Genomic DNA, 24535 nt, shown 5'->3' with positions numbered 1-24535 from the left:
GTTTGCACCCTTTTTTATTTTTATGAGGATAAGAGATGGATCAACTAGAGCTGATTCGCGCTTTGCCAAAAGCAGAGCTACATGTGCATATTGAAGGGACATTTGAACCTGAACTCATGTTTGCAATTGCCCAACGAAACAATATTGCAATCCCTTATCAATCAGTCGAAGAATTAAAAGAAGCGTATAACTTTCATAATTTACAGTCTTTTTTAGACATTTATTATGCAGGTGCAAATGTACTGATTCATGAGCAAGATTTTTATGATTTGGCATGGGCATACTTTGAAAAATGTGCAGAAGATCATGTGGTTCATACCGAAATGTTCTTCGACCCACAAACTCATACAGACCGTGGTGTTGCTTTTGAAACTGTTTTGAATGGCTTACAACGCGCTTGTGATGATGCTAAAACGAAACTGGGCATTAGCTCACATCTGATTATGTGCTTCTTGCGTCATTTATCTGAAGACGCAGCATTTGCAACATTAGAACAAGCTTTACCATATAAAGATCAAATTATTGGTGTTGGTTTAGATTCGAGTGAAGTGGGTCATCCACCATCAAAATTCGAACGTGTTTTTGCAAAAGCCCGTGAAGCAGGTTTTCTTATCGTTGCGCATGCAGGGGAAGAAGGTCCAGCAGAATACGTATGGGAAGCCTTGGATTTACTGAAAGTGAATCGTGTTGACCATGGTGTTCGTTCAGAAGAAGATCCTGCTTTGATGCAGCGTTTAATTGCAGAGAAAATGCCATTAACCGTTTGCCCACTGAGCAATTTAAAGCTCTGTGTGGTCAAAGATATGGCTGAGCATAATATTCGCCGTCTCTTGCAACAAGGTGTGCATGTAACTGTCAATTCAGATGATCCATCGTACTTTGGTGGTTATATGAATGATAACTTTGTTGCGATCACCAAAGCGCTTGATTTAAGCAATGCAGAGTTAAAGCAACTGGCAATTAACTCTTTTGAAGCATCATTTATTTCAGATGCTGAAAAACAAGCTTGGATTAAAAAGATTGAAGCGTTGAATTAATAATCAGCGTATAATCTCAGGCAGTGAATATTCACTGCCTTTTTTATGTTTAAATCATGCTTTTCTCTCATTCAAATCGCTCTATATTTGCCCCATCGATTACATTTTTAGCCTCAGTATTGATTTCATCCGCTGCTATTGCAGATAAATCAAGTTTAAGTCAGCGTATGCTAAAGCCTGTGATTGAATATCAATGCTCGCAAGAATTAAATACTTCTAAAATTTGGAAAGGCGCTGCGTTGTTTATGAGTGCTCAACAGAAAAAAGACAATCAAGCTGCGATTTGTCAGTGCGTGAGTGAGCATGCCATGGATGATATCGGTGCGAAAGATCTGATGACTGCTGCAGTGAATGAAACTGAAAAGAATAAACTGATTTCTAAAGCGGTTTTAAATAGTATGCGCGGTTGTGCTCAGCAAGTACTGAATTAAAAGATAATGCTTAAAATAAAAGCCACATGATGTGGCTTTTATTTTGTCTTTATTAAGGTTTTGGTTGTCGTGTCATGCTTTTGAGCACATGGTCTTTATCAATAAAATGATGTTTCAGTGCTGCCAAAATATGACCCACTAAGAGCAAGCCTGCTGCCCAAGAAATCCAAATATGTAGCGGTTTCACGATGGCTAATAATTCAGGATTATCTTGGACCAAACGTGGTATTTCAAACAAATACAAGACAGGGGCCGGGTGACCTGCGCTCCAACTAAATAAGCAACCTGTAATCGGTAAAGCCAGTAGTACAAAATAAAGTGCTAAATGACCCAAATGTGCCAAGGTTTTCATGCCGGATGACATGTTGTCAGGTAAATCTGGAGCGGGGTGGGTATAGCGCCAAAAGATTCGTATCACCACCAAAAAAATAATCGTAGTAGCAATATTTTTATGGAGGGTAATGACTTGTCCTTTAAAGCTGCCATCGACGTCATAACTGAGAAAATTGCCACTATAAAAGCCAATTAACCATGCCACGATGAATATGATTGCCATCAGCCAATGTAGGACCTGAGCTGTTCGAGTGTAGTATTGTGTGTTATTGCTCATGTTGATTATTTAAGCGTCCAATCTTATGCAGATTCTAATACAGACCACAAAAATATGCGTCGTTTAAAATCGGGACACAGTGTTGTGAATATGCAACACAGGCTTTGATGATTAACTACACAGTTACCGAATTTATTTTAAATAGTCATATCGGATGGTGTGTGATTTGGGGCACAATATGCGCGTTAATTAACAGAACAAAGGAAATATTCGTGAAAAAATTAGTTGCTGTTCTAGCGCCATTAGCGCTTGTTCTTTCTGCATGTGCTGCGACTGGTACAACTGGTACAAGTACATCTACAGGTACAACTTCAGCAAATAGCTTGGCAATGATGGCTGTTAAAGTGGGTGTTCAAGCGAAATGCGTGACTGAGCTAAATAACAACAGCTACTGGAAAACAGGTTCAAAACTATTAACAGAAACTCAAAAATCTGAACTACAAACTGAAGTGTGTTCATGTGTAGGCGAGAAAGCGACAACTAGCGTGACTGCAACGGATTTGGTTGTAGCAGCAATGGATAAAACTTCACAAGCAAATCTTGCGGCTAAAATCGTGACAAATACTTTAAATGCTTGCGTGATCGAAACATTTAAAAACTAAGATTTAGAACATTTAATACGACCCAAACATTGGTATTGCTGAGTATCAGCAAATTCAAATTAAGGGTCGTATTTTATTTTGAGTGAGAGATATATGAAAATTGCTGGTGCAGATGAAGCGGGTCGCGGTCCATTGGTGGGTTCGGTTGTTGCGGCAGCTGTCATTTTAGATCCAAATAACCCGATTGAAGGTTTAAACGATTCTAAAAAACTCACTGAAAAAAAACGTGAAAAGTTATTTATTGAGATTCAAGAAAAAGCCTTGGCTTGGGCGATTGCTGAAAGTTCTGCACAAGAAATTGATGAGATCAATATTTTGCAAGCATCATTACTTGCAATGCGTCGTGCAGTGGAAAAACTCAATGTACAGCCAGAACACGTGTTGGTCGATGGTAATAAAGTCCCAACCGGTTTAGCGATGAGCTGTGATGCAGTCGTGGGCGGAGATGCGATTCATCCGGAGATTTCGGCTGCGAGTATTTTGGCAAAAGTGACTCGAGACCACGAAATGGTTGAGCTAGATGCAAAATATCCACAGTATGGTTTTGCGAAACACAAGGGCTATCCAACCAAAGCGCACTTCGAAGCGATTGCGCAGTATGGGGTGATTGATGAACATCGCCGTAGTTTTGGCCCCGTACGTAAAGTTCTAGAAGGGCAGTAATAAAGCTTAGTTGAACGTCTATAGTAAAAGCATGTTCTAGATAAATTTAAAGCGGCCTAATGAGCCGCTTTATCATTTAAACAACTTAAATCTTAGCGATTATAGTTGTTTTGTGAATAATCAGTTTCTTCAAAAGATGGCTGATATTCTTGATCAATGTTTTGGAGATGTTCGTGCATTGCGCGTTCATGTTGAATTCGTTGGTAAATTTCTTCACGATGAACAGATACTTCTTTTGGAGCATTCACGCCAATACGAACCTGATTACCTTTAACACCAAGTACAGTCACGCTAACTTGGTCTCCAATCATTAATGTTTCTCCGACACGACGAGTCAGAATCAGCATGTTTCTCTCCTTGCAAAATGCAAAACCTGCAAATGATCTGTTATGTAAAATTCATAACTTGTAAAAGCAAAAAAATTTAGCAGTGCATCTGAAACAATCATTGTGACAGTCGCAAACTGAGTAAATTTTAAAATCCTCAGGTTTAATATAACAGAGCCACTATAAAAAAAACTATAGTGGCTCTGAATTTTTACGATGTTTTTCAAAATCTGTCTAACAATGACAAATTTTGACACACAGCAAGGTTAATTAAGCACGTGCGCTTGATTCACCTGTTTCACGGTCTAGACCGAATGCAGTGTGTAGAGCACGTACAGCAAGCTCTAAGTATTTCTCATCGATAATCACTGAAATTTTGATTTCAGAAGTCGAGATCATCAAAATGTTAATGCCTTCTTTTGCAAGAGCAGTAAACATTTTGCTTGCTACGCCAGCGTGTGAACGCATACCAACACCAACAATCGATACTTTAACGATGTCTGCGCGAGTTGCAACTTCACGTGCACCAATTTCTTGAGCAGTCGCTTCAAGAATGGCTTTCGCTTTTGGTAATTCACCGCGGTTAACTGTAAATGTGAAATCAGTTGTACCGTCTTCTTCAACGTTTTGGATAATCATATCCACTTCAACATTGGCATCACCAATTGGTGAAAGGATGTTTGAAGCGATACCCGGTTTATCCGGTACACCAAGAATAGTTAATTTAGCTTCATCACGGTTGAACGCGATACCTGAGATGATTGGTTGTTCCATGTTGTCTTCCGCTTCAGTGGTGATTAGTGTCCCGACGTTTTGTTTAAAGTTTTCGTCGAATGCGCCATCATCGTCATTATCAAAACTTGATAATACGCGTAAAGGCACTTGGTATTTACCTGCAAATTCTACAGAGCGAATTTGAAGGACTTTAGAGCCAAGTGATGCCATTTCAAGCATTTCTTCAAAAGAAATACGATCAACTTTTTTCGCTTTTGGAGCGACACGAGGGTCAGTGGTATAAACACCATCAACGTCTGTGTAAATCTGGCATTCGTCAGCTTTAAGTGCAGCAGCCAATGCAACACCTGAAGTGTCAGAACCACCACGACCTAGAGTCGTTGTGTTACCTTCAGCATCAAAGCCTTGGAAACCTGCCACAACAATGACACGTCCAGCGTCAAGGTTTGAAGTCAATACATCCGTATCAATCGCTTCAATACGCGCCTTGGTAAATGCGCTGTCGGTTTTAATACCAACTTGACGACCTGTAAGTGATTTAGCTTCAACACCAATAGAGTTAAGTGCCATTGCTAACATAGAAATCGTTACCTGTTCACCCGTAGACACCATTTGGTCTAATTCGCGTGGATCAGGTGTTTCGGTAATGGCTTTCGCTAAAGCAAGTAGACGATTGGTTTCGCCACTCATTGCAGATACAACAACCACAACTTTGTGACCGTGATCATGCCAACGCTTTACACGACGAGCAACATTTAAAATGCGCTCTGGAGTACCCATTGAGGTACCGCCATATTTTTGAACGATTAATGCCATAACTATCCTTACCAAGTAAATAAGTCTAAAGACTTAAAGCACTTACACATATTTTAAGACCGCACTTGAGCGCGATTTTAATATACCACGTAGCTCATGAACTCCAAGGTAGGAGGAGTTCAAATAGATACTTTGTGTCTGCAGGGGATTCACATGAACCCAGCCTTTTAGACTCCATTTTCATCATTTAGTCAGAGGTTGAATATTGGTTTCAACATGATGATTGAGTTTGCGCTTTCACGCATCAACAGTGTTTAAGCAGGATCCAGCATTAAAAAACACACTGCTTAAACCTGTTGATTTGCTCAAAGGAGGTGAATCACTTTGAGCTATAGGACTTTTGGTCTTATTTTGCAGCTAACCATGCAACGAGGTCAGTCATTACTGCTTCAAGTTTGTCGCTATACGGCGCACCACCTTGAGCCATATCAGGTTTACCACCACCTTTGCCGCCAAGTTCTTGACCAAGGTGTTTGATGATGTCACCTGCTTTTACAGCAGCAGTGTATTCTTTAGCAACCGAAGCAATCAGGCTCACTTTGTCGGCATCAACCGCTGCGATCACGATCACAGCATTGTCTAACTTAGATTTCACACCGTCGTGCAAGTTGCGAAGTGATTTCGCATCTACACCTTGAACCGTGGTGATTAAGGTTTTGCGGCCAGCAATCTCTTGAACTTGACTCAATAACTCAGCGGCTTGGAAGCTCGCGAGTTTTTGGTTTAATTGTTCAATTTGCTTTTGCAAGCTAGATGCTGTGTGAGATAAAGCTTCTACTTTTTCTAAAGTTTGATCTTTTTGCGCTTTCAGCAAGTCGTTAATTGCATGAATGTCACGATCAGCTTTTTGCGCAGCTTCAAATGCCTTAGTACCAGTAACGGCTTCAATACGACGTACGCCAGCAGCAACACCACCTTCAGAAGTGATCTTGAATAGGCCGATGTCACCTGTGCGTTTTACGTGAATACCACCACAAAGCTCGATAGAGAAGTTTTTCTCATCTTTGGTTGTACCCATTGAAAGTACACGTACTTCGTCACCGTATTTCTCGCCGAACAGCATCATTGCGCCTTTTTCTTTGGCAGCATCGATGTCTAAAAGTTCAGTTGAAACAGCCGTATTGGCAATCACTTCGGCATTGACAATGCGTTCAATTTCTTGAAGCTGTTCAAATGAAACAGGTTGGTCATTGGCAAAGTCAAAACGAAGCAATTCGCTGGCAACCAATGAACCTTTTTGCTGTACGTGCGTACCTAAAACTTGGCGCAGTGCTGCATGCAACAGGTGAGTTGCAGAGTGGTTGCGTGAAGTTGCTTCACGGATATCCGCTTTCACAATCGCTTCAACTGCTTGAGCCGCTTTTAAGTTGCCCATGGTCACAATGCCTTGGTGTACAAAAGCGCCGCCTGATTTTTTGGTGTCTTGAACTTCAAAAATACCAGTTTCGTTTTTGAAGATACCTGTATCACCAACTTGACCGCCACTTTCTGCATAGAACGGAGTTTGGTTCAGAACGATCAGCGCTTCATCGCCTTCAAAAACTTCATCAACTTGTTCGCCGTCTTTGTAGATTGCAACAATTTGACCTTGGCCTTGAGTTGCGTCATAGCCGTCAAATTGAGTCTCGCCTTCAACTTTCACAATTGAGTTGTAGTCGACAGCAAATTTACCAGCATCACGCGCACGTTGACGCTGAGCTGCCATTTCAACTTCGAAACCAGCTTCGTCAATGGTTAAATCACGTTCACGTGCAATGTCTGCTGTAAGGTCAGTCGGGAAGCCGTAAGTATCGTAAAGTTTAAATACTGTTTCGCCCGGAATCACTGAACCTTTAAGTTGAGCCAATTCACCTTCAAGCAATTTCAAACCTTGCTCTAAAGTTTTTGCAAATTGTTCTTCTTCTTTTAAAAGCTGAGCTTCAATACGTGCTTGCTGTGCAGCAAGTTCAGGATAAGCGGCGCCCATCACATTGATTAACGGTTGAAGCATTTTGTGGAAGAATGAGCCAGTTGCACCCAATTTGTTACCGTGACGTACTGCACGGCGGATAATACGGCGAAGTACATAGCCACGGCCTTCGTTTGAAGGATTCACACCGTCTGCAATCAAGAAGCAGCAAGAACGTGCATGGTCAGCCACAACTTTAAGTGAAGCAGGGTATTCAACTGGTTTGTTTTCTGCTTGCGCTTTTTCTTCAAGTTCAGCGGTATCTAAACCAATGATTTCTGCAGCAGCTTTAAGTAAGTTTTGGAATAGGTCGATTTCGTAGTTTGAGTTTACATGCTGTAAAACTGCAGAAATACGCTCAAGGCCCATACCTGTATCTACAGAAGGTGCAGGAAGGGCATGCAGAACACCATCAGCAGTACGGTTGAACTGCATGAATACGTTGTTCCAAATTTCGATGAAACGGTCACCATCTTCTTCAGGCGTGCCCGGCAAGCCGCCCCAAATGTGGTCGCCATGGTCAAAGAAGATTTCAGAACATGGACCGCAAGGACCTGTATCACCCATTGCCCAGAAGTTATCTGAAGCGTATTTTTCGCCTTTGTTGTCGCCAATACGGATAATACGTGAAGCGTCTAGACCAATTTCTTTGTTCCAGATATCAAATGCTTCGTCATCTGTATGGTAAACAGTGGCATATAGTTTATCTTTTGGCAGACCTAACCATTTTTCATTGGTTAAGAAATCCCAAGCAAATGTGATGGCATCACGTTTGAAGTAGTCACCAAATGAGAAGTTACCCAACATTTCAAAGAACGTGTGGTGACGCGCTGTATAACCAACGTTGTCTAAGTCGTTGTGTTTACCGCCAGCACGGACACATTTTTGTGAAGAAGTTGCACGAACGTAGTCACGTTTTTCAAGACCAAGGAAGCAGTCTTTAAACTGGTTCATACCAGCATTTGTGAACAATAGTGTTGGGTCGTTGGCAGGTACCAGAGAACTCGACGCGACACGTGTATGCCCTTGCGATTCAAAGTAGCTTAAAAAAGCTTCGCGAATTTCAGCTGATGTCATAAAACGAGTACTCACAACCAAGTCTCTCCTAATTTCGATTTGGTAATAGCATATCAAGCAAGTCTTACAAAATTTTAAAGCTGGCTTGAGATGCTGACATAAAATTTAAAAACGCTAAATTATAACGGAAAAAGGTGTAGTCACCAATGATTTTCGGCTATCTCTATGACTTTTTATACAATTCATCTGAATTAATGCATTTCTCTGAATCAAGTGAGTTTTTTGCTTAATTTTTATTCAGTGCTGACAGGTTTTTTTGAATAAGATGAACAGCTGTTTTTTGCTGATGTTTAACAGCAAATTCATATCAAGTTTGATTTTAAATACCCTTGGTATTTTAAAGGTCGGGATCATTTAATTGAACGTGCTGAATCGAATAGTGCGCGCCATTAAATTGGATTTGATGATTATTTTGTTCTCTAACGGTTTCTGCACGGCATGATTGGCGGTTGAAATCGGTTTCTTTGATTTGTTCTTTGATGTTGAAAATTGGAAATTTATTCTTCATTTTTCCAGTGAAATGAATGGTGCGTTTCATTTCTAAGGTATGCCATTCTCCGCATGCTGTGTTTTGTGTGCTGCTTTGATAATGGGTCGTGAGGCCATTGAGTACTTGCTGAATATGCTTTTGCTGTTTGATCGAATACAGATTAAGCACACGTCTAGATGAATTGATCCCGCCTATATGGGATTGATACATGGCGATCCCGACTAAATCTTGTTGGAGTGAAAAAGCGGTTCGATCAAATTTAATAGCATCTAAGCGGGTTTTCGGGATGATGTGTTTAACGGGCTGAAATTGATTTAATACCTTGAGCGTTGCTGGCTGAAGCAGTGTGAGCGTTAAATTATAGTTGCCGGCGTTATCTTGATTTGTTCCGGTAGAATGGCTGCTTAAGCTAAGAATGAATTTATTGTTTTGCACATAGATGCAGTCAAAAAATGCGGGTTCTTCTGTCGGCGCCGAATTTTTTGCTGATGGTCTCGCAGCTGATTTTATTTTGATTTTCTGAATGTCGCTTGCAGTACAGGGCTGAAACACAGCTGCTGAACTAAAGTTAGAGTAGGCCGCTATGCACATGATGAAGGGTACTGACTGCGGGAGCTTCAATGCCGTGAGCAATTTGTGCAGGCCAATTCTTAGGCTGAAGTTTCTTTTTATCATTGCGGTTCTCTTTTTTTATTAAAAATAAATTATAGCCAATAAGCATTAAACAAATTAATGATAACGTTTTCGTGTTGAAATCCATTAACATATAGATGCTTTATTTTTGTTTCAAAACGAAGGATTGGTCATGCAGCGAGTGGCAATTAATGGATTTGGTCGAATCGGACGCAATGTATTACGCGCTTGGTTTGAAAATCCAAAAGAATTTCATTATGAAATTGTTGCCATAAATGATGTCGCTGACGTGGAAACCATGGTGCATTTGTTTAAATACGACACCACGCATGGTCGTTTTGCAGGCCAAGTCGAAATTCTTGAACAAGATGGCGCGATTTTTCTAGACATCTCTTGTGCTCAAGCACATCTCAAAGTGCAAGTGTTGAATGAGCCACAGCCAAGTCTTTTACCTTGGCAACGACTGAATGTCGATGTGGTACTCGAATGCACAGGTTTATTTCGATCGAGAGAGGCAGCCACACAGCATATTGGTGCAGGTGCTAAACGTGTGATTATTGGTGCGGCCCCGTTTGACAGTGTTGATGCTGCGATTGTGTATGGTGTTAATCATCATGAAGTCAAAGCGACGGATCAAATTATTTCGAGTGTGTCGTGTACCACGCAGGCTTTGGTGCCTTTAGTCAAAATTATTGATGATGCCTTTGGTATAGACACCGCACTCATGACAGAAATTCATGCTGTGACTGCGGATCAGTCTGTATTGGATCATGCACATCGTGACTTACGTCGTGCCCGAGCTTCTGGTCAAAATATTATTCCAACGACGTCTTCAGCTCTAGGGGCATTGAAACGGGTGATGCCGAAAATGGAAGATCGAATCGATGGCTATTCGATTCGTGTACCGACTATTAATGTTGCTGCAATCGATTTAAGTTTTGTGTCCCAATCGGTCATCACCAAACATGAGTTAAATGCAGTGTTAAGCAAAGCTGCACGTTTTGATTATCATGAAATTATGTCAGTAACCGATGAACCTTTGGTCTCGAGCGATTTTAATCATTCACCTTATTCATTGATTGTCGATTTGAATCAAACCATGGTTGTAGGAAAACAAGCAAAAGTTTTTGCATGGTATGACAATGAATGGGGCTATGCGAACCGCTTACTCGATTTATGTGAAAGTTTTCATTCTCTATAAAAATTCAAACTTATCCGATATAGAAAACATCTATTAGCTTATAGGTGTTTTTTTATTTTCTAAAATTAGATGAAAAATCATGCGTAATGACGTTGATGTATCTCGAAAATATTGAAAAACTTTAAAAAATATTCAAGCACAGCCGATTTATTGTTTAAGATGAAAGTCAAAGAAAGATATAAAGAGTATTGAGCATGATGTTGATGTTACTTTGGGGATTTATTTTATTATTGGCGCTAGCGGTTATATTTTTAATTTGGCTACAGTTTAATCGCGACGTATCGCAATCTACCGCGCATGAAACCTTGCCACTTGAAGAAAAAGTGGTGCATCTTGAAGCCAACCTGAAAAAGACTTTGGAAATTATGCAAGACCTTGCAAAGAAAATGCATATCCAGCAAGAAGTTTTAGATCAAACCACTCACAAATTACAGCAAGTTGAATTGCAAAATGCAGAGTTGGTGAACCTTTTGGCAAAAGTGGTCAAGACAGACCAAAGCTAATCAAAAAATACAAAAGACTGCCCATACCTCGATATTTGCTGAAGGCATGTGATCTCAAGGTATGGGTATTTTTTTATCCAATATAATGATTCCAAATATTCATCATCATTGGGTTCAAATCGTAGTTCACTCGTTTTTCAACGCATGATCGTATGGGACTAAATCAAAATTTGTCTTAACACGGCTGCTGAAAGCATGCTAATCACAACGGTAGGCAATAATGAAAAACGTGATGCTGCAAATAGGGTAATGGCCATCGCGATCAGATCGGCAGGATTATCTTTGACAAAATAAGGCGCGATCACTGAGATCAACACACAGCCGGGAACAACTTCCATAATTTGACGTTGTTTGTTGGTGAGGCTACGGTTTTTCAGTAATACATAACCCAAGATTCGGGTCAGGTAAGTGGTTAAGGCAATAAATAAGATGGCGATCAGGGTGCTAGAGTGGATCATACATCATCTCCAATTAGGAAAAATGCAGAAGCAATACCCGTAACTGCGCCAATCGGAACATACCAGCCCGCAGGGAAATACAAATACGCCAGAGATGCGGCAATCAAACTGACCAACCAAGGGCGCGCTGCTTTAAAGCCTTTCCACATGCCACGCAGTAAAACAAGAAATACAGCAGGGAAGGCCATATCAAAACCAAGTCGACTAATATCGCCAAGTATCGGTCCGATCATTGCCCCTAGCGTGGTAAAGCCAACCCACATCAAATATAGAGCACAGCATAAGCCTGCATAGAACATTAAACTAAAGGCGCGCTGAATTCCCAAAGCATTAGATTTTTTTTGCGCATCAGCCAAACCTACGGCCCAACTTTCATCGCACATAAAAAATAAAGCGGTATAAACCGTACGATTTGGTAGATGTCTTAAATACGGGACAAGGCTCGCCCCCATTAATAGGTGCCGACTATTCACTAAAAACGTAATAAACATCAGCATGAGAATATTAGGGGGATTGGTCCAAACTTCTAAAATGGCAAATTCAGAACCACCGGCAAAGTTAAGGCCAGTCAAAAGCGGAACTTCTAAACTAGAAAAGCCTTTATGGGTTGCCTGAGCACCCAAAACTAATGCAAAAGGAATAATGCCCAGCAGCATGGGAATAGATGTTTTTAGACCTCGTTTAAACTCAATAGAATGCTCTGAATGGGTGTGATGGAGTGTACTTTGTCTAAACATCAACATGACGTTTTCCATGAAGCGAGATCGAAAGCAATATTTTATGGATATCTGAGCAGCATTTGGCAGCTATTTTATGAAAGATTGCTTTTATTGTGCAATGAAATTGCTAAAATAAAGATTATTGTGAAATTTAGTGCCTTTATTGATGGATCAGATAGATAAACGCATTTTGCAAGCATTACAGCAAAATGGAAAACTACAAAATAATGAATTGGCCCAACTTGTTGGTTTATCGCCTTCGCCGTGTTTGAGACGGGTTAAGCAACTAGAAGATGAAGGCTATATTGAGAAATATGTGGCTTTACTGAACCAGTCAAAATTGAATTTAAGTTTAACAGTGTTTGCTCGGATTTGGCTAAAAGGTCAAGATGCAAAAACCGTGAATGATTTTGTCGCAGCAATTCAAACGATGCCTGAAGTGGTTGAATGTCAACTCATGGCAGGGGATTGTGACTTTTTCTTACGTATCGTCGTGGCAGATTTAGAAGCCTATCGAAAGTTTCAGATTCATCATTTAACGCAGATCGCCAGTGTGCAAAATGTAAAAACAGAGATACCGTTACAGGCTGTTAAACAAACCACAGCACTTCCATTGGATTGATGTTCGAGTCTTAAATTAAGTAATTGAGCCTGATCATATTTATAACTTTGTTTAAAACTTCATCTATAGAAAGTAGGATGCTTATTATTTTTTATCAAATGGTTAAAAAAATAACGTTCACAGGATTTTAAAATATAAGCATAAACATCAATTTAGTTGTAAAAGCTAAAGCTGTTGATGAAGTAATGAATGCTGAAGCATCTTTTATGAAAAAGTCGTGTGCAAGCGTAAAACTATCGTGCTAAACTAGGAGAAATCGGGTGTGCTCCCGATTTTTTTATGCGGATTTGTTCCGCGCTGACAAGAATTTAGGTTTACAACATGCCCATTTCAGAGACATGGTTATTACCTGATGGTGTAGCTGATGTACTGCCAGAACAGGCGCAAGTGATTGAATCTTTGCGTCGTGAAGCATTAGATTTCCTCGCATCTCGAGGTTATCAGTTGGTGTACACGCCATTCATTGAATACATCGAATCTCTATCTTCTCTTTCAGAATCGAATCAAGATTTAGACTTAGCCACTTTTAAAGTGATCGACCAACTTTCAGGTCGTTTGCTTGGTGTGCGTGCCGATATGACACCACAAGTGGCTCGTATTGATGCGCATGTACATCCTGTCGAAGGTGTAGCTCGTTATTGCTACGCTGGTACAGTACTACATACTAAGCCACAGGGTTTTAATACCACACGTGCACCTTTACAGTTGGGTGCAGAATTATTTGGTTCAGACAGCATTGATGCTGACGTTGAACTGATTGATGTCATGATCAACTTGCTTGCTAAAGCAGGTCATGCAGATGGTATCCATCTTGATTTAGGGCATGTCGGTTTATTCCGCAGCATGGTAAAACAAGCTGGCTTGAGCAAAGCGGTTGAACGTCAGTTATCTGACTTGTATCAACGTAAAGCGCTACCTGAACTTGCTGAATTCACACAAAGCATTCCAAATGGTGCTGACTTCTATACTTTAGGTCGTTTTGCAAGTGACTTAGATGCATTGCAAGCCAATTTAACGGCTGATGTATTGGCAAATGAAGCATTTAAACTGGCTTTTGATGCAGTGAAATCGACTCAAGCGGCAATCCAAGCCCGTTGGCCAGACTTACACATTGGTATCGATGTGGTTGAACTTCGTTCATATCACTATCACACTGGTTTAATGTATGCCGTATATGCGCCAAACCGCGCTGCGCCATTGGCTCAAGGCGGCCGTTATGACGGTATTGGTGAACACTTCGGTCGTGCGCGTCCAGCAACAGGTTTCTCTTGTGACTTATATGCATTAACTGCAGGTCAAGTTCAGAAAAGCCAAGTTTTGGTTGCACCAAAAGGCATCGAAGCAGATTTATTAAAGGCAATTGAGGCAGCACGTACCGAAGGGTTCAGTGTGGTTCAATTGTTAGGTAATGATGATTTAAGCTCAGCACCATATGCAACGCACCAGTTGGTGAATGCAAATGGCGAGTGGACAATCAAACAAATTTAATCGCGGATGTGCCTGCGGGCACACACGTTTTTTCCAATTTTAACAGCATGATGCAATGAGGCTATTATGGGCAAGAATGTTGTGGTACTTGGTACCCAATGGGGCGACGAAGGTAAAGGTAAGATCGTCGACCTGCTCACAGATCAAGCGGCTGCGGTAGTTCGCTATCAAGGCGGACACAACGCAGGTCATACACTTGTGGTTGGTGGTAAGAAAACTGTATTACACCTCATTCCATCTGGTATTTTACGTGACAACGTATTGTGCTTAATTGGTAATGGTGTTGTTTTATCACCTGAAGCTTTAATCCACGAAATGGAAGTTTTAGAAAAAGAAGGCGTGCCTGTACGTGAACGTCTACGTATTTCTCCAAACTGTCCGTTGATCCTTCCACACCATATCGCACTTGACCAAGCACGTGAGAAAAAACGTGGCAATGCGAAAATTGGTACTACAGGTCGTGGTATCGGTCCTGCATACGAAGACAAAGTGGCTCGTCGTGCAATCCGTGTTGCTGACTTGGTTCGTGGTGGTGCTCATCTTAAAGCTCAACTTGAAGAGCTTCTTGAATACCATAACTTCCAATTGACTCAATTTTTCGGTGTTGAAGCCGTTAAAGTTGAAGATGTGATCGCTCTATGTGACGAATGGCGTAAAGTCATCGAACCTATGGTGATGGACGTTACTGGCGAACTTCATGCTTACCGTAAAGCAGGTAAGAAAATCATGTTTGAAGGCGCGCAAGGTTCACTTCTTGACGTTGACCACGGTACATATCCGTATGTTACTTCTTCAAATACAACTGCTGGTGGCGTAAGCTCAGGTTCAGGTCTTGGTCCATTACACCTTGACTATGTATTGGGTATTACTAAAGCGTACACAACTCGTGTAGGTGCTGGTCCGTTCCCAACTGAACTTGTTTATGATGCTGCTAACGATGTTGGTGATGCGATCGGTAAACACTTGGGTACAGTAGGTTCTGAATTTGGTGCGTCTACTGGTCGTCAACGTCGTTGTGGTTGGTTCGATGCTGAAATTCTACGTCGCTCAGTAGAAGTAAACTCACTTTCTGGTATTTGCTTAACTAAACTAGACGTTCTAGATGGTTTAGAAGAAGTGAAAATCTGTGTAGGTTACGAAGCAGCTGATTCTGGTTGTGTAGGTTCTTCTGATGCGCTTGCATTTGAAACTTTAAAACCAATCTACGAAACTATGCCAGGTTGGTCTGAGTCTACTTTCGGTGCGAAATCACTAGATCAATTGCCACAAAATGCAATTAACTACGTGAAACGTTTAGAGCAATTGATTGAATGTCCAATCGACATCATTTCAACTGGTCCAGACCGTGATGAAACAATCGTATTACGTCATCCATTCGACGCATAATGTGCTGTTGAATTAAGATGTCAAAAGCCTCGCGAAAGCGGGGCTTTTTTTATAGAGCGAAGAATAAAACTTCAAAAAACGACAGGTATTATTAGCTGATAATACGCAGTAACATCCGAAGTGCCATTTGATTCAAATAAAAGAATGATACGCGGTAAGGTCATCCGCAAGTGTTTGAGACAGGATAACTTTTAATTAAAAATGTTTTTGCAATACTATGAATAATTTGACACTAGTGAACGAGTTTTGTCGGTGAGGTGCATTGCACCGCAAGATGGTTTCCTTGCGAAGCACGCTTCTCATTTTGCCTAATGAGAAACATTGTTTCATAAGTGTACCTCCAGCCGAAGGCTAATCCCTTTATTTAAACCCCAGATGTAAGACTCCGTCGAATATACTTAAAAGTATTTAAAAAATGTGAAATTATTTTTACCGGATAACATCAGATATTAAATTTAAATAATGGAAAAATAAAGATTTTGAAAAAAATAAGCATAAAAATATTGAGTCAGTCAATTTTTTGTATATATTTGACACTCTTTATAAATAACTAGAGATCATGATGAATTATAAAAAATCTTTGGCATGCTTTGCCGTAGCAGCTTCTTTGTCAGGTTGTACCACAATTGCTGATCTTGCAGGTGCCGATTCTGCATCTTTGAACTTACAAGCAACTCAGTCTTATAACGCAATGCTGAAAGACGCACAGAGCAAACAAGTGCTCGATACCAAGTCTGCGACCTATCAAAAAGTAAACCGTGTTTTCTGGAAAATGAAACCATTTGCAGATCAGATGAATCAAACGGGTCAGGCTTTTGAGTGGAAAGTTGCTGTGATTAAGTCTAAAGAAATCAATGCCTATGTTGCACCCGGCGGCAAAGTTGTTTTCTATACAGGAATTGTTGAAACGCTCAAACTCACGGATGATGAAGTCGCAGCAATCATGGGCCACGAAATGGTGCATGCCTTAGAAGAACATGCAAAAAATAAAATTGGCGCTTCAGCACTGACCAATCTTGCGGTGAGTATCGGTTCACAATATGTAGGCAATGCTGCAGGTGGCTATGGTGCAACCTTGCTTGATTTGGGTAGTCAGTTCGGTGTGGGCTTGCCGTATTCGCGTAATTTGGAAAGCCGCGCGGATAAAGGTGGCCTAGTGATGATGGCAAAAGCTGGATATAACCCAGAAGCAGCGATCTCGTTGTGGAAAAAAATGAATGCGAATGACAACAGTGGCAATGATGCACTGAGCAAATTTATGTCTACACACCCAAGTAATAATGATCGTATTGCTGCTATGCAAAAAATGATGCCAGAAGCACAGCAATATTATAAAAATGCGACACCTTCGAGTGTACGTCGTTAATATCGGCTGTTTTCAAGACTAAAGTTGCATTTTAGTACGCTATACACTTTGTGGTGAGTTGCTAAAATGCAATTTGAATTAGGAAGAGAAGTGCAGGATGCAAAAGAATATTTCGACGACCATTTTTTATTCTTTATTATTTGCGATGGGGGGAGCACCCACTATTGCTATGATGATCATTCGTGCCCAAACTCAAGATCCACAATTGATTTATCAAGCCCTGATTGGGTTGTCGGTGATTATTGCCTGTATCCTTGTACCTATAGTTTTGATACAAAATGCTGTCTTATTTTTTAAACGAAAAAATGTGCAGTTGGAAGAAAAAATAAAGCCATTAATGCATGTGTATTTGGGGTTGAATGTGGTTTGTTTAGTTTATTGGTTAGTTCTTCAATTTTCGGCTTAAAAAAATTACATAAATACTATTATAAGTCGCTATAACTTCGTTTTAAGCTCCAAACCATAAGAATATAATATCCATAAATTTACTTATATTTTAATGGTCTGGAGTAGCCTAAATGAAAAAAATAATTCTAACGAGCCTGTGTATGGCCGGTGTAATGACGATTTCGGGCTGTGCGACAGTAGCAGATATGGCAGGAGCGGATACTGCTACATTGAACGCGCAAGCAACACAAAGTTATAACCAGATGGTGACGGATGCGCGTTCTAAAAATCAGTTAGATACCTCATCAAGCACGTATAAACGAATTAATTCAGTATTCCTCAAACTTCGACCATTTGCAGACCAAATGAACCAAACGGGTCAAGCGTTCCAATGGCAATTGGCAGTCATGAAATCAGACCAAGTCAATGCCTTTGTGGCTCCGGGCGGTAAAGTTGTATTCTATACAGGTATCGTCAATAAACTAAATTTAACCGATGCAGAAATTGCAGCAGTTATGGGACATGAAATGGTCCATGCTCTTGAAGAACATGCAAAAAGTAAATTGGGTGCTCAAGCCTTAACGGATCTTGCGCTGAATATTGGTTTAAGTGCCGCAGGCAATAATGTCGGTCAATTGGGCACTGCAGCTGCGCAGTTAGGTAGCCAAATTGGTGTAGGTTTGCCTTATTCACGTTCTTTGGAAAGCCGTGCTGACCAAGGTGGCTTAATGTTAATGGCACGTGCAGGTTATAACCCTCAATCGGCAATTACGCTTTGGGAAAAAATGAATAAGCTTGAAGGTGCGGGTGGTTCATCATTCCTGTCTACGCATCCATCAAACTCACAACGTATTGAAGCGATGCGTAAAAATCTGCCTGCAGCGCAGCAGATTTATAACCAACGTCGTTAATATTATGAATTAATTATCCATTTAAAAAAAGCAGGCTATGGTCTGCTTTTTTGTATTCAATAGTTTGAAAAGTTTTAATATGGCGTACCCATTTTAAGCGCAATAAAAAAGGCAAAGTAAAAACTTTGCCTTTTTGCACTAGAGATCAGAAGATCTTAGTGGTGGTGACCGCCTGCACCGTGTACGTGACCGTGTTCAAGTTCTTCAGCAGAAGCTTCACGGATTTCTACGATTTCAACTTCGAAAGTTAAATCTTGACCAGCAAGTGGGAAGTTTGCATCAACAAGAACGTTGTCGCCTTCAACCGCTTTAACTGTCACAATTTGAACGCCGTCATCAGTTTGAGCTTGGAATTGCATACCAGGTTGGATGTTGTCCACGCCTTGGAACATTTGAGCAGGAACTTCTTGAACTAGGTCAGGGTTGTATTCGCCATAACCTTCAGCAGCAGGAACAGTTACAGTGAATTTTTCACCAACAGTTTTGCCTAAAAGTGCTTTTTCAAGACCTGGAATGATGTTACCAGCGCCGTGCAAATATGCTAGTGGCTCACCTTGAGATTGGTCGAGAGTTTCACCCTCTGCATTAGTCAATGTGTAGTGGAAAGAAACCACAGAGTTATTTGCAATAGCAGTCATGTTATTGATCCATTCAATTTTTTAAGGGTTACATCATAAAGTGAAATTGCATTTTTGTAGACTAAATTTATCAAAAAAATGCAATTTTTAAATGTTTATGATGCTTTTTTCATTAATCGGGGCAGATCTGTAAATTTCAATGCAATTTAATTTTAGGCGCGATTTTTCGTGTAACAAAATCTTTAGCCGTTAATAGTCCTGCATGTGCGTAGCCGTAAATTGTGGCTTGATGCATTCGATACAATGAAACATACATTGATTTGGCAACAAAGCCTTGAACATTGACCTGACCTAAAAGTTCACCAACTGCTTTATGCTTGCTTAATGAGACTAAGGAGCCTTTGTCTGAAAATACGAACATAGGGAGTTGCTGACCACGGATACGTGCTTTTAAGCATTCAACGAGAAAAGACGCTTGTTGGCTTGCCACTTGAGCGCGTGGGCCGAGGACGGGTTCATCTGCACGCGGTTGACAATGTGCACAATCACCAAACGCGAAAATGTCAGGGTGTGCTTTGGTTTGTAGTGTTGCATATACACTCAAACGCCCCATACGGTCTTTTTCAAAGCCTTCAAGCTTCGATATCACTTCTGGTGTTTTAATACCTGCAGCCCATACTTTCAGTTCAGCTTTAATTTTACTGCCATCATTAAAATAAACATGTTCAGCATCGACTTTTTCCACACGTTTAGAGGTTAAGACTTCAATTTTCATGCGTTTTAATTGCTGCTGTGCATGCTCGGCCATTTTTTCAGGGAGTGCAGGCAGAATCCGATCAGCACCTTCAATTAAATTGATCTGTACGCTTTGCGGATGTATTTTATTTAAACCATATTTATAAAAATTATGTTTGGCTTCGACCAATTCTGCGGAGAGTTCAACGCCAGTCGCACCTGCACCAATAATGGCAATTTTTAACTCACGTGCTGTATTGCTATTTTGCGCATCCAAATATAACTGTAAGAGATCTTGTTGGAAGATTTCAGCTTGTTGTAGGCTGTCCAAATAGTGGCAATGTTCATACACGCCCGGTGTATTGAAATCGTTAGAAACTGAGCCTAAAGCAAGAACAAGGGTGTCATAACTCAGTTGCAGTTGTTCTTGAGTAGATTCATATTTTCCTTGTTGAACTTTGCTGAGCTGAATGGTTTTTTCAGCAGGATGAACATTTTCAAACTTAGCCAAGACAAATTCATAATGATGCTTCGCAGCATGTGCATAGTAGTTAATTTCTTCTTCGCTGACTGACATCGTCCCTGCGGCAATTTCATGCAAGAGGGGTTTCCAGACATGCGTGAGTTTCATTTCAACAAGGGTAATGCGCGCTTTCTTTTTTTTACCGAGTAAATCACCGAGTTGGGTGACCAGTTCTAAACCACCGGCACCACCACCGACAATGACAATATGGTGTAACTTGGAGTCATCAGCGTTATTCATTGAATTACCTATTTTATTATTGTTGAAAAAAAGAAGATGGCACGAGTATGCCATCTTCTTTTTTGCACGAATAACGAATTGTCTTACAAGTTACATAATCACATCATTGACCTAAAGGGTAGGTTTTAACTTCTGCTGCATCCGTATTAAAGATGCTAAAAAGGCCTTTAATCCACATCATAAAACGCTCAAAAATATTGGCTTCTTCAATTTGCACGTCATCTTCGATATCAAAGGTATTGATCAGCTGATTATTTTGATAAACCGTAACGGTGGCTAATTTCATCACTTCAGCCAATGGCGCAGTGAGTTCTTTTTCATTCACTTCAACACTCAGTTTAGTCTGTGTTTCGTGAAGTGGTTCAATGGCTTGAATTTGGCCATTGCCTGTATTTAAAAGAATACGTTGCTGTGTAGGGTCAAAAGCTTTTAAATCGATGGCATAAGCTTGATCATAAAGTGAAGTTGTAATCAGTTTAGGTTGTTGAGTTTCCACCTTAAACATTTTCAAGGTTGATTTAACCACAGGTAATTCTGCAATTAATTGCTTATCTTTGATTGCAACTTCATTACGGGTATAGGTATAAGCCAAGTTCATGAGGCTGTGAGCTACTTCAGCACGTTTTAAGCCACTTTTCGCCCCTAATACCACAACAATCAAACGACGTTCTGGCGCGTCAGGATTCGCGATCAAACGGTTGGCTGTTAAGGCTAAGTTATAACCTGCAGCTTTGGTAAAACCTGTTTTTAAGCCATCCACGGTGGGATCTTGTTTTAATAAGATATTGGTTGCACGGTGGAAGCGTTGGTTATAACTAAAACTTTGTTGTTTTGAATAATATAAATAGTCAGGTGTTTCGGTCACTAGCGCTTGCCCTAAACGTGCAAGGTCAGCCGCCGAAGAGTAATGTTCTGGCATGGTAATGCCGGCTGGATTTTGAAAATTGGTGTCATTCATGCCCAAAGCTTTGGCTTCTTTGTTCATGCGTTCAATAAATTTTGGAATATCACCAGAAATGCGTTCAGCTAAGGTTACTGCGGCATCATTGGCAGACATGACCACAAGGCCTGCCAAAAGCTGATCAACTGAAATTTGTTCACCAGCTTTGAGATACATTTGTGATTCATCCCATTGAACCACTTGCACGACTGGGGTGGCGGTCAGGATTTCATTTTTCTTTAAATGACCTGCTTTAATCTCCTTTAAAGCAATATAAGCCACCATCATTTTGGTAAGCGAAGCAGGGGCACGCTGAACATGGCTATTATGTTCTGCAATCACCTGACCCGACTGAGGGTCTAAAATGGTCCAAGCTTCAGCTTCAACAGTTTCAGGGACAATATTTAAAAGGGCAGCATTTGCTATCGTGGAGCATAGAAAACTAAGCAGCGCGATGAAGTAGATCACGTGTTTCAATGAGGTTCCTTAACCAACCATTCCGTTGGTGGTAAAACGAAAAAATTTTTAGGCATGCTATGCCTTTTTTTTTCTGCTGACTAGTCATAATTGTAGACAATTGCGACAGTTCCGCATTCAGTTGTAAAAAATGTTAATCTAATTGATAAGTTATCTTTTATTTATTTTATATCGCCCATTATGTTGCATTATCAAATCGAATTTGACGATTATCGTCAACATCTAGTCCATGTCACTGCACGTTTCTTAGCAAATCCTACACAGGTGCTTTCTCTGCCTACTTGGATTCCCGGAAGTTACTTAATCCGTGAATTTTCGAAGCATATCGAAGCTGTTCGAGCATATGATGAAGATGGGCGTTTGTTACAAATTGAAAAATTTGAAAAAAATAAATGGCGCTTATTCAATACAGATCATGAGTTGATCACGGTTGAATATGATGTATATGCCTTCGATTTGTCGGTCCGTGGGGCTTATGTTGATCAAAGCCGTTTATATGTCAATCCAGCTTGCGCATGTTTAGGTTTAGTTGACCAAGAAGATACAGCCATTGAGGTTGAAGTTTTCTTACCACCAAAGTTAAAACATTTCCAACTTGCGACAGGATTAAAGTCAAAAAGTTTAGTGAAAGGTCGTTATACCTTATATGCAGATAACTATGCTCAGTTAATTGATGCACCATTTGAACTGGCGGAACAAACCCGTTTTAGTTTTGAAGCCAACGGCATTCCACACGAATTTGTGGTGTCGGGCAAACATGCCATGAACGCGCAGCGTATGCAGCAAGATATCGAAAAAATATGTTCGACTGAAATTTCGATGTTTGGTTCGGCACCTTTTAAAGACTATACCTTTATGACCATGGCAACGGCCAATAGCTATGGTGGTTTAGAGCATCCAAACAGTACAAGTTTAATTAGTCCGCGTGATGATTTGCCAAAAGCCAGTGAACCTGTAGAGCCATCGGCAGATTATCAGCGTTTCTTAGGGTTATGCAGTCATGAATATTTCCACTCATGGTTGGTAAAATTTATCCGTCCAGAAAACTTTGTGAATTATGATTTGAACAAAGAAGGCTATACCTCTTTGCTTTGGATTTTTGAAGGTTTCACATCGTATTATGATGATTTGATCTTGCTGCGTAGCGGTGTGATTAATCAGGATTCTTATATCAAGCTTTTAAAAGCACAAATTGATCGCTATTTGCAAAATCCGGGTCGTGAAATTCAAACTGTTGCTGAATCAAGCTTTGATGCATGGGTGAAATTCTACCGTAAGGATGAAAACTCAAATAACGCAGGTACCAGTTACTACAACAAAGGCTGCCTCGTGGCGCTGTGTTTAGATCTTGGCTTACGCCTACGTGGTTCGAGTCTTGATGCCTTAATGCGTAAGCTATATGAAAATGCGCAAAATGGAATTCAAGTCAATGAACGGACAATTTTCAATTTATGTAATGAATTAACAGGTGATGATTGGTTAGAACAAATCAATCACTTGATTAATACTACAGATGAATTGCCGCTAGATCAGTTGTTCCCAGAGTTTGGCTTAAGCTATACGCTAAAAAATGACAAATCCTTGCCATTTGGTTTAAAACTGGCTGATAAGCCTGAAGGTATGTTGGTTCAGTCTGCTCGCCGTGATGGTGCAGCGGCAAAAGCTGGCTTGTCTGCAAATGATGTGATTATTGCAATTGATGGTTTAAAAGCGACGGTTAAATTGGCAGAAAAATATGCCAAGCAAGACGGAACTTATACCGTACTAGCATTCCGCCGCGATGAACTGATGAGCTTTGAAGTGAAAGCTGCAGGCTCAGAATTGTCGGAAGTGGAACTTAAAGTGGAAGATCAGGCTAAAGCTGAGAAGTGGTTGAAGGCTTAATTTGATAAGTATTTAATTTTCATGTAAAACCCATACTTAGGTATGGGTTTTTTATTAGAAAATGAATAGTAAAAATTTAATAATTGGAATTTCGATAACTGTAATTTGGTTCTTAGTTATAGGACTGTTTTGCGTTCAAAACAATTTTGTATTTACCAATAGAGAGCTGAATTCACTAGGGGACTTCCTTGCAGGTATCTTTGCTCCAGTTGCTTTTCTTTGGTTAATACTCGGTTATCTCCAGCAGGGTAAACAATTAGATCAAAATACTAAAGCGTTGGAACAGCAAGAAAAAGCGCTACAGTTGCAAATTGAAGTAATGAAAAATGGAATTGAGCAGCAAAAACAGTTGGTTCAAACACAAAAAGAACAACAGTTGGAACAGCGAAAACTGTTATCTCCAAAAATTTTTATTTCAGATTTTCACGCAAGAGCTGCTTTTGGCAATGATCTGTCTGCTGATAATAGCTCGGGTGAGTATATTTACAATAATGTTATATTTATTACTATATATTTAAATTTAGAAAACTTAGGTGAAGAAGCCTATCACTTTAAAATTATTGAAAAAATAGTCTAGAGTGTTTGGAGAAAATAGATGTTTTGAAAAGATCAGAAACCTATAAAATTAAATTACATCTATCAACAAAATTGGTTGATCAATTGAATTTAAACAAAATATTAGATGAATTCTTCAATCTTTCTTATGAGTGTAAAAATGGGGTGAAAATTCAAAGAGATTTATTCATGCA

24 protein-coding genes are annotated in these 24535 nt (G+C 40.2%); 14 read left to right on the top strand and 10 right to left on the bottom strand.

Annotated features, from left to right (window positions below; translation table 11 throughout):
• Nucleotides 1–35 precede the first annotated feature (35 nt).
• Entirely contained in the window at nt 36–1037 is a 1002-nt protein-coding gene (locus B1202_RS02965) for an adenosine deaminase (protein ID WP_078189085.1), read from the top strand.
• A 56-nt stretch (nt 1038–1093) separates the two neighbouring features.
• Entirely contained in the window at nt 1094–1468 is a 375-nt protein-coding gene (locus B1202_RS02960) for a hypothetical protein (RefSeq protein WP_078189084.1), read from the top strand.
• Between the two features lie 52 nt (nt 1469–1520).
• Here B1202_RS02960 and B1202_RS02955 read toward each other — a convergent pair whose 3' ends face one another.
• A complete protein-coding gene (locus B1202_RS02955) occupies nt 1521–2078 on the bottom strand; it encodes a cytochrome b (protein ID WP_078189083.1) in 558 nt (185 codons plus the stop codon).
• A 212-nt stretch (nt 2079–2290) separates the two neighbouring features.
• Between B1202_RS02955 and B1202_RS02950 the strand changes: the two genes are divergently transcribed.
• Together B1202_RS02950 and rnhB are read left to right on the top strand one after the other, a co-directional pair.
• The gene (locus B1202_RS02950) at nt 2291–2680 is read left to right on the top strand and encodes a hypothetical protein (protein ID WP_078189082.1); all 390 of its coding nucleotides are present in this window, start codon (nt 2291–2293) and stop codon (nt 2678–2680) included.
• Between the two features lie 93 nt (nt 2681–2773).
• Nucleotides 2774–3343: a ribonuclease HII gene (gene rnhB, locus B1202_RS02945; protein ID WP_078189081.1), complete on the top strand. Its 570-nt coding sequence runs from the start codon at nt 2774–2776 to the stop codon at nt 3341–3343.
• A gap of 92 nt (nt 3344–3435) precedes the next feature.
• Here the strand turns inward: rnhB and csrA are convergent, their stop codons facing one another.
• The 4 genes from csrA to B1202_RS02925 all read right to left on the bottom strand — a co-directional run bounded on the left by csrA (nt 3436) and on the right by B1202_RS02925 (nt 9410).
• Nucleotides 3436–3690, bottom strand: a complete 255-nt coding sequence (csrA, locus tag B1202_RS02940; RefSeq protein ID WP_078189080.1) for a carbon storage regulator CsrA — start codon at nt 3688–3690, stop codon at nt 3436–3438.
• Nucleotides 3691–3939: 249 nt separating this feature from the next.
• Complete coding sequence (locus B1202_RS02935) at nt 3940–5220, bottom strand: aspartate kinase (protein WP_078189079.1); 1281 nt, start codon at nt 5218–5220, stop codon at nt 3940–3942.
• Nucleotides 5221–5566: 346 nt separating this feature from the next.
• Nucleotides 5567–8260, bottom strand: coding sequence for an alanine--tRNA ligase (gene alaS / locus B1202_RS02930; protein ID WP_171262572.1), 2694 nt, complete (start codon nt 8258–8260; stop codon nt 5567–5569).
• A gap of 322 nt (nt 8261–8582) precedes the next feature.
• Nucleotides 8583–9410 carry a hypothetical protein gene (locus B1202_RS02925; protein ID WP_143221560.1) on the bottom strand — a complete coding sequence of 276 codons (828 nt, stop codon included), beginning with the start codon at nt 9408–9410 and terminating at the stop codon, nt 8583–8585.
• Between the two features lie 130 nt (nt 9411–9540).
• Between B1202_RS02925 and B1202_RS02920 the strand changes: the two genes are divergently transcribed.
• Nucleotides 9541–10569, top strand: coding sequence for a type I glyceraldehyde-3-phosphate dehydrogenase (locus B1202_RS02920; RefSeq protein ID WP_078189076.1), 1029 nt, complete (start codon nt 9541–9543; stop codon nt 10567–10569).
• A gap of 200 nt (nt 10570–10769) precedes the next feature.
• Complete coding sequence (locus B1202_RS02915) at nt 10770–11072, top strand: hypothetical protein (protein WP_078189224.1); 303 nt, start codon at nt 10770–10772, stop codon at nt 11070–11072.
• Nucleotides 11073–11230: 158 nt separating this feature from the next.
• On the opposite strand, the gene B1202_RS02910 is transcribed toward B1202_RS02915, so the two are convergent.
• The gene (locus tag B1202_RS02910) at nt 11231–11530 is read right to left on the bottom strand and encodes an AzlD family protein (protein WP_078189075.1); all 300 of its coding nucleotides are present in this window, start codon (nt 11528–11530) and stop codon (nt 11231–11233) included.
• Nucleotides 11527–12273 carry an AzlC family ABC transporter permease gene (locus B1202_RS02905; protein WP_078189074.1) on the bottom strand — a complete coding sequence of 249 codons (747 nt, stop codon included), beginning with the start codon at nt 12271–12273 and terminating at the stop codon, nt 11527–11529. The genes B1202_RS02910 and B1202_RS02905 overlap by 4 nt, the downstream gene beginning before the upstream one ends.
• Before the next feature lie 142 nt (nt 12274–12415).
• Here B1202_RS02905 and B1202_RS02900 point away from each other — a divergent pair, with 142 nt between their 5' ends.
• The 6 genes from B1202_RS02900 (at nt 12416) to B1202_RS02875 (ending at nt 18409) form a co-directional block, all read left to right on the top strand.
• Nucleotides 12416–12871, top strand: coding sequence for an Lrp/AsnC family transcriptional regulator (locus B1202_RS02900; RefSeq protein WP_078189073.1), 456 nt, complete (start codon nt 12416–12418; stop codon nt 12869–12871).
• A 321-nt stretch (nt 12872–13192) separates the two neighbouring features.
• Entirely contained in the window at nt 13193–14359 is a 1167-nt protein-coding gene (locus B1202_RS02895; RefSeq protein WP_078189072.1) for an ATP phosphoribosyltransferase regulatory subunit, read from the top strand.
• A gap of 66 nt (nt 14360–14425) precedes the next feature.
• Nucleotides 14426–15745, top strand: coding sequence for an adenylosuccinate synthase (locus B1202_RS02890; protein ID WP_078189071.1), 1320 nt, complete (start codon nt 14426–14428; stop codon nt 15743–15745).
• A gap of 562 nt (nt 15746–16307) precedes the next feature.
• Nucleotides 16308–17111: a M48 family metallopeptidase gene (locus B1202_RS02885; protein ID WP_078189070.1), complete on the top strand. Its 804-nt coding sequence runs from the start codon at nt 16308–16310 to the stop codon at nt 17109–17111.
• Between the two features lie 97 nt (nt 17112–17208).
• Nucleotides 17209–17517, top strand: coding sequence for a hypothetical protein (locus B1202_RS02880; protein WP_078189069.1), 309 nt, complete (start codon nt 17209–17211; stop codon nt 17515–17517).
• A gap of 112 nt (nt 17518–17629) precedes the next feature.
• Nucleotides 17630–18409, top strand: a complete 780-nt coding sequence (locus tag B1202_RS02875) for a M48 family metallopeptidase (protein ID WP_078189068.1) — start codon at nt 17630–17632, stop codon at nt 18407–18409.
• Nucleotides 18410–18564: 155 nt separating this feature from the next.
• On the opposite strand, the gene B1202_RS02870 is transcribed toward B1202_RS02875, so the two are convergent.
• From B1202_RS02870 to B1202_RS02860, 3 genes are all read right to left on the bottom strand, one after another.
• Nucleotides 18565–19047, bottom strand: a complete 483-nt coding sequence (locus B1202_RS02870) for an FKBP-type peptidyl-prolyl cis-trans isomerase (protein ID WP_078189067.1) — start codon at nt 19045–19047, stop codon at nt 18565–18567.
• A gap of 136 nt (nt 19048–19183) precedes the next feature.
• The gene (locus tag B1202_RS02865) at nt 19184–20485 is read right to left on the bottom strand and encodes an NAD(P)/FAD-dependent oxidoreductase (RefSeq protein WP_078189066.1); all 1302 of its coding nucleotides are present in this window, start codon (nt 20483–20485) and stop codon (nt 19184–19186) included.
• A 103-nt stretch (nt 20486–20588) separates the two neighbouring features.
• Nucleotides 20589–21902, bottom strand: a complete 1314-nt coding sequence (locus B1202_RS02860) for a D-alanyl-D-alanine carboxypeptidase PBP6B (protein WP_078189065.1) — start codon at nt 21900–21902, stop codon at nt 20589–20591.
• A gap of 180 nt (nt 21903–22082) precedes the next feature.
• On the opposite strand from B1202_RS02860, the gene B1202_RS02855 reads away from it, so the two are divergent.
• Nucleotides 22083–23786: a M61 family metallopeptidase gene (locus B1202_RS02855; RefSeq protein ID WP_078189064.1), complete on the top strand. Its 1704-nt coding sequence runs from the start codon at nt 22083–22085 to the stop codon at nt 23784–23786.
• A gap of 61 nt (nt 23787–23847) precedes the next feature.
• A complete protein-coding gene (locus B1202_RS02850; protein WP_228145122.1) occupies nt 23848–24363 on the top strand; it encodes a hypothetical protein in 516 nt (171 codons plus the stop codon).
• Nucleotides 24364–24535: the final 172 nt, after the last annotated feature.

Source organism: Acinetobacter amyesii (assembly GCF_002018365.1).
In the GTDB taxonomy this organism is placed as follows: Bacteria; Pseudomonadota; Gammaproteobacteria; order Pseudomonadales; family Moraxellaceae; genus Acinetobacter; species Acinetobacter amyesii.
This window is presented reverse-complemented; position numbering and strand designations above follow the sequence as displayed.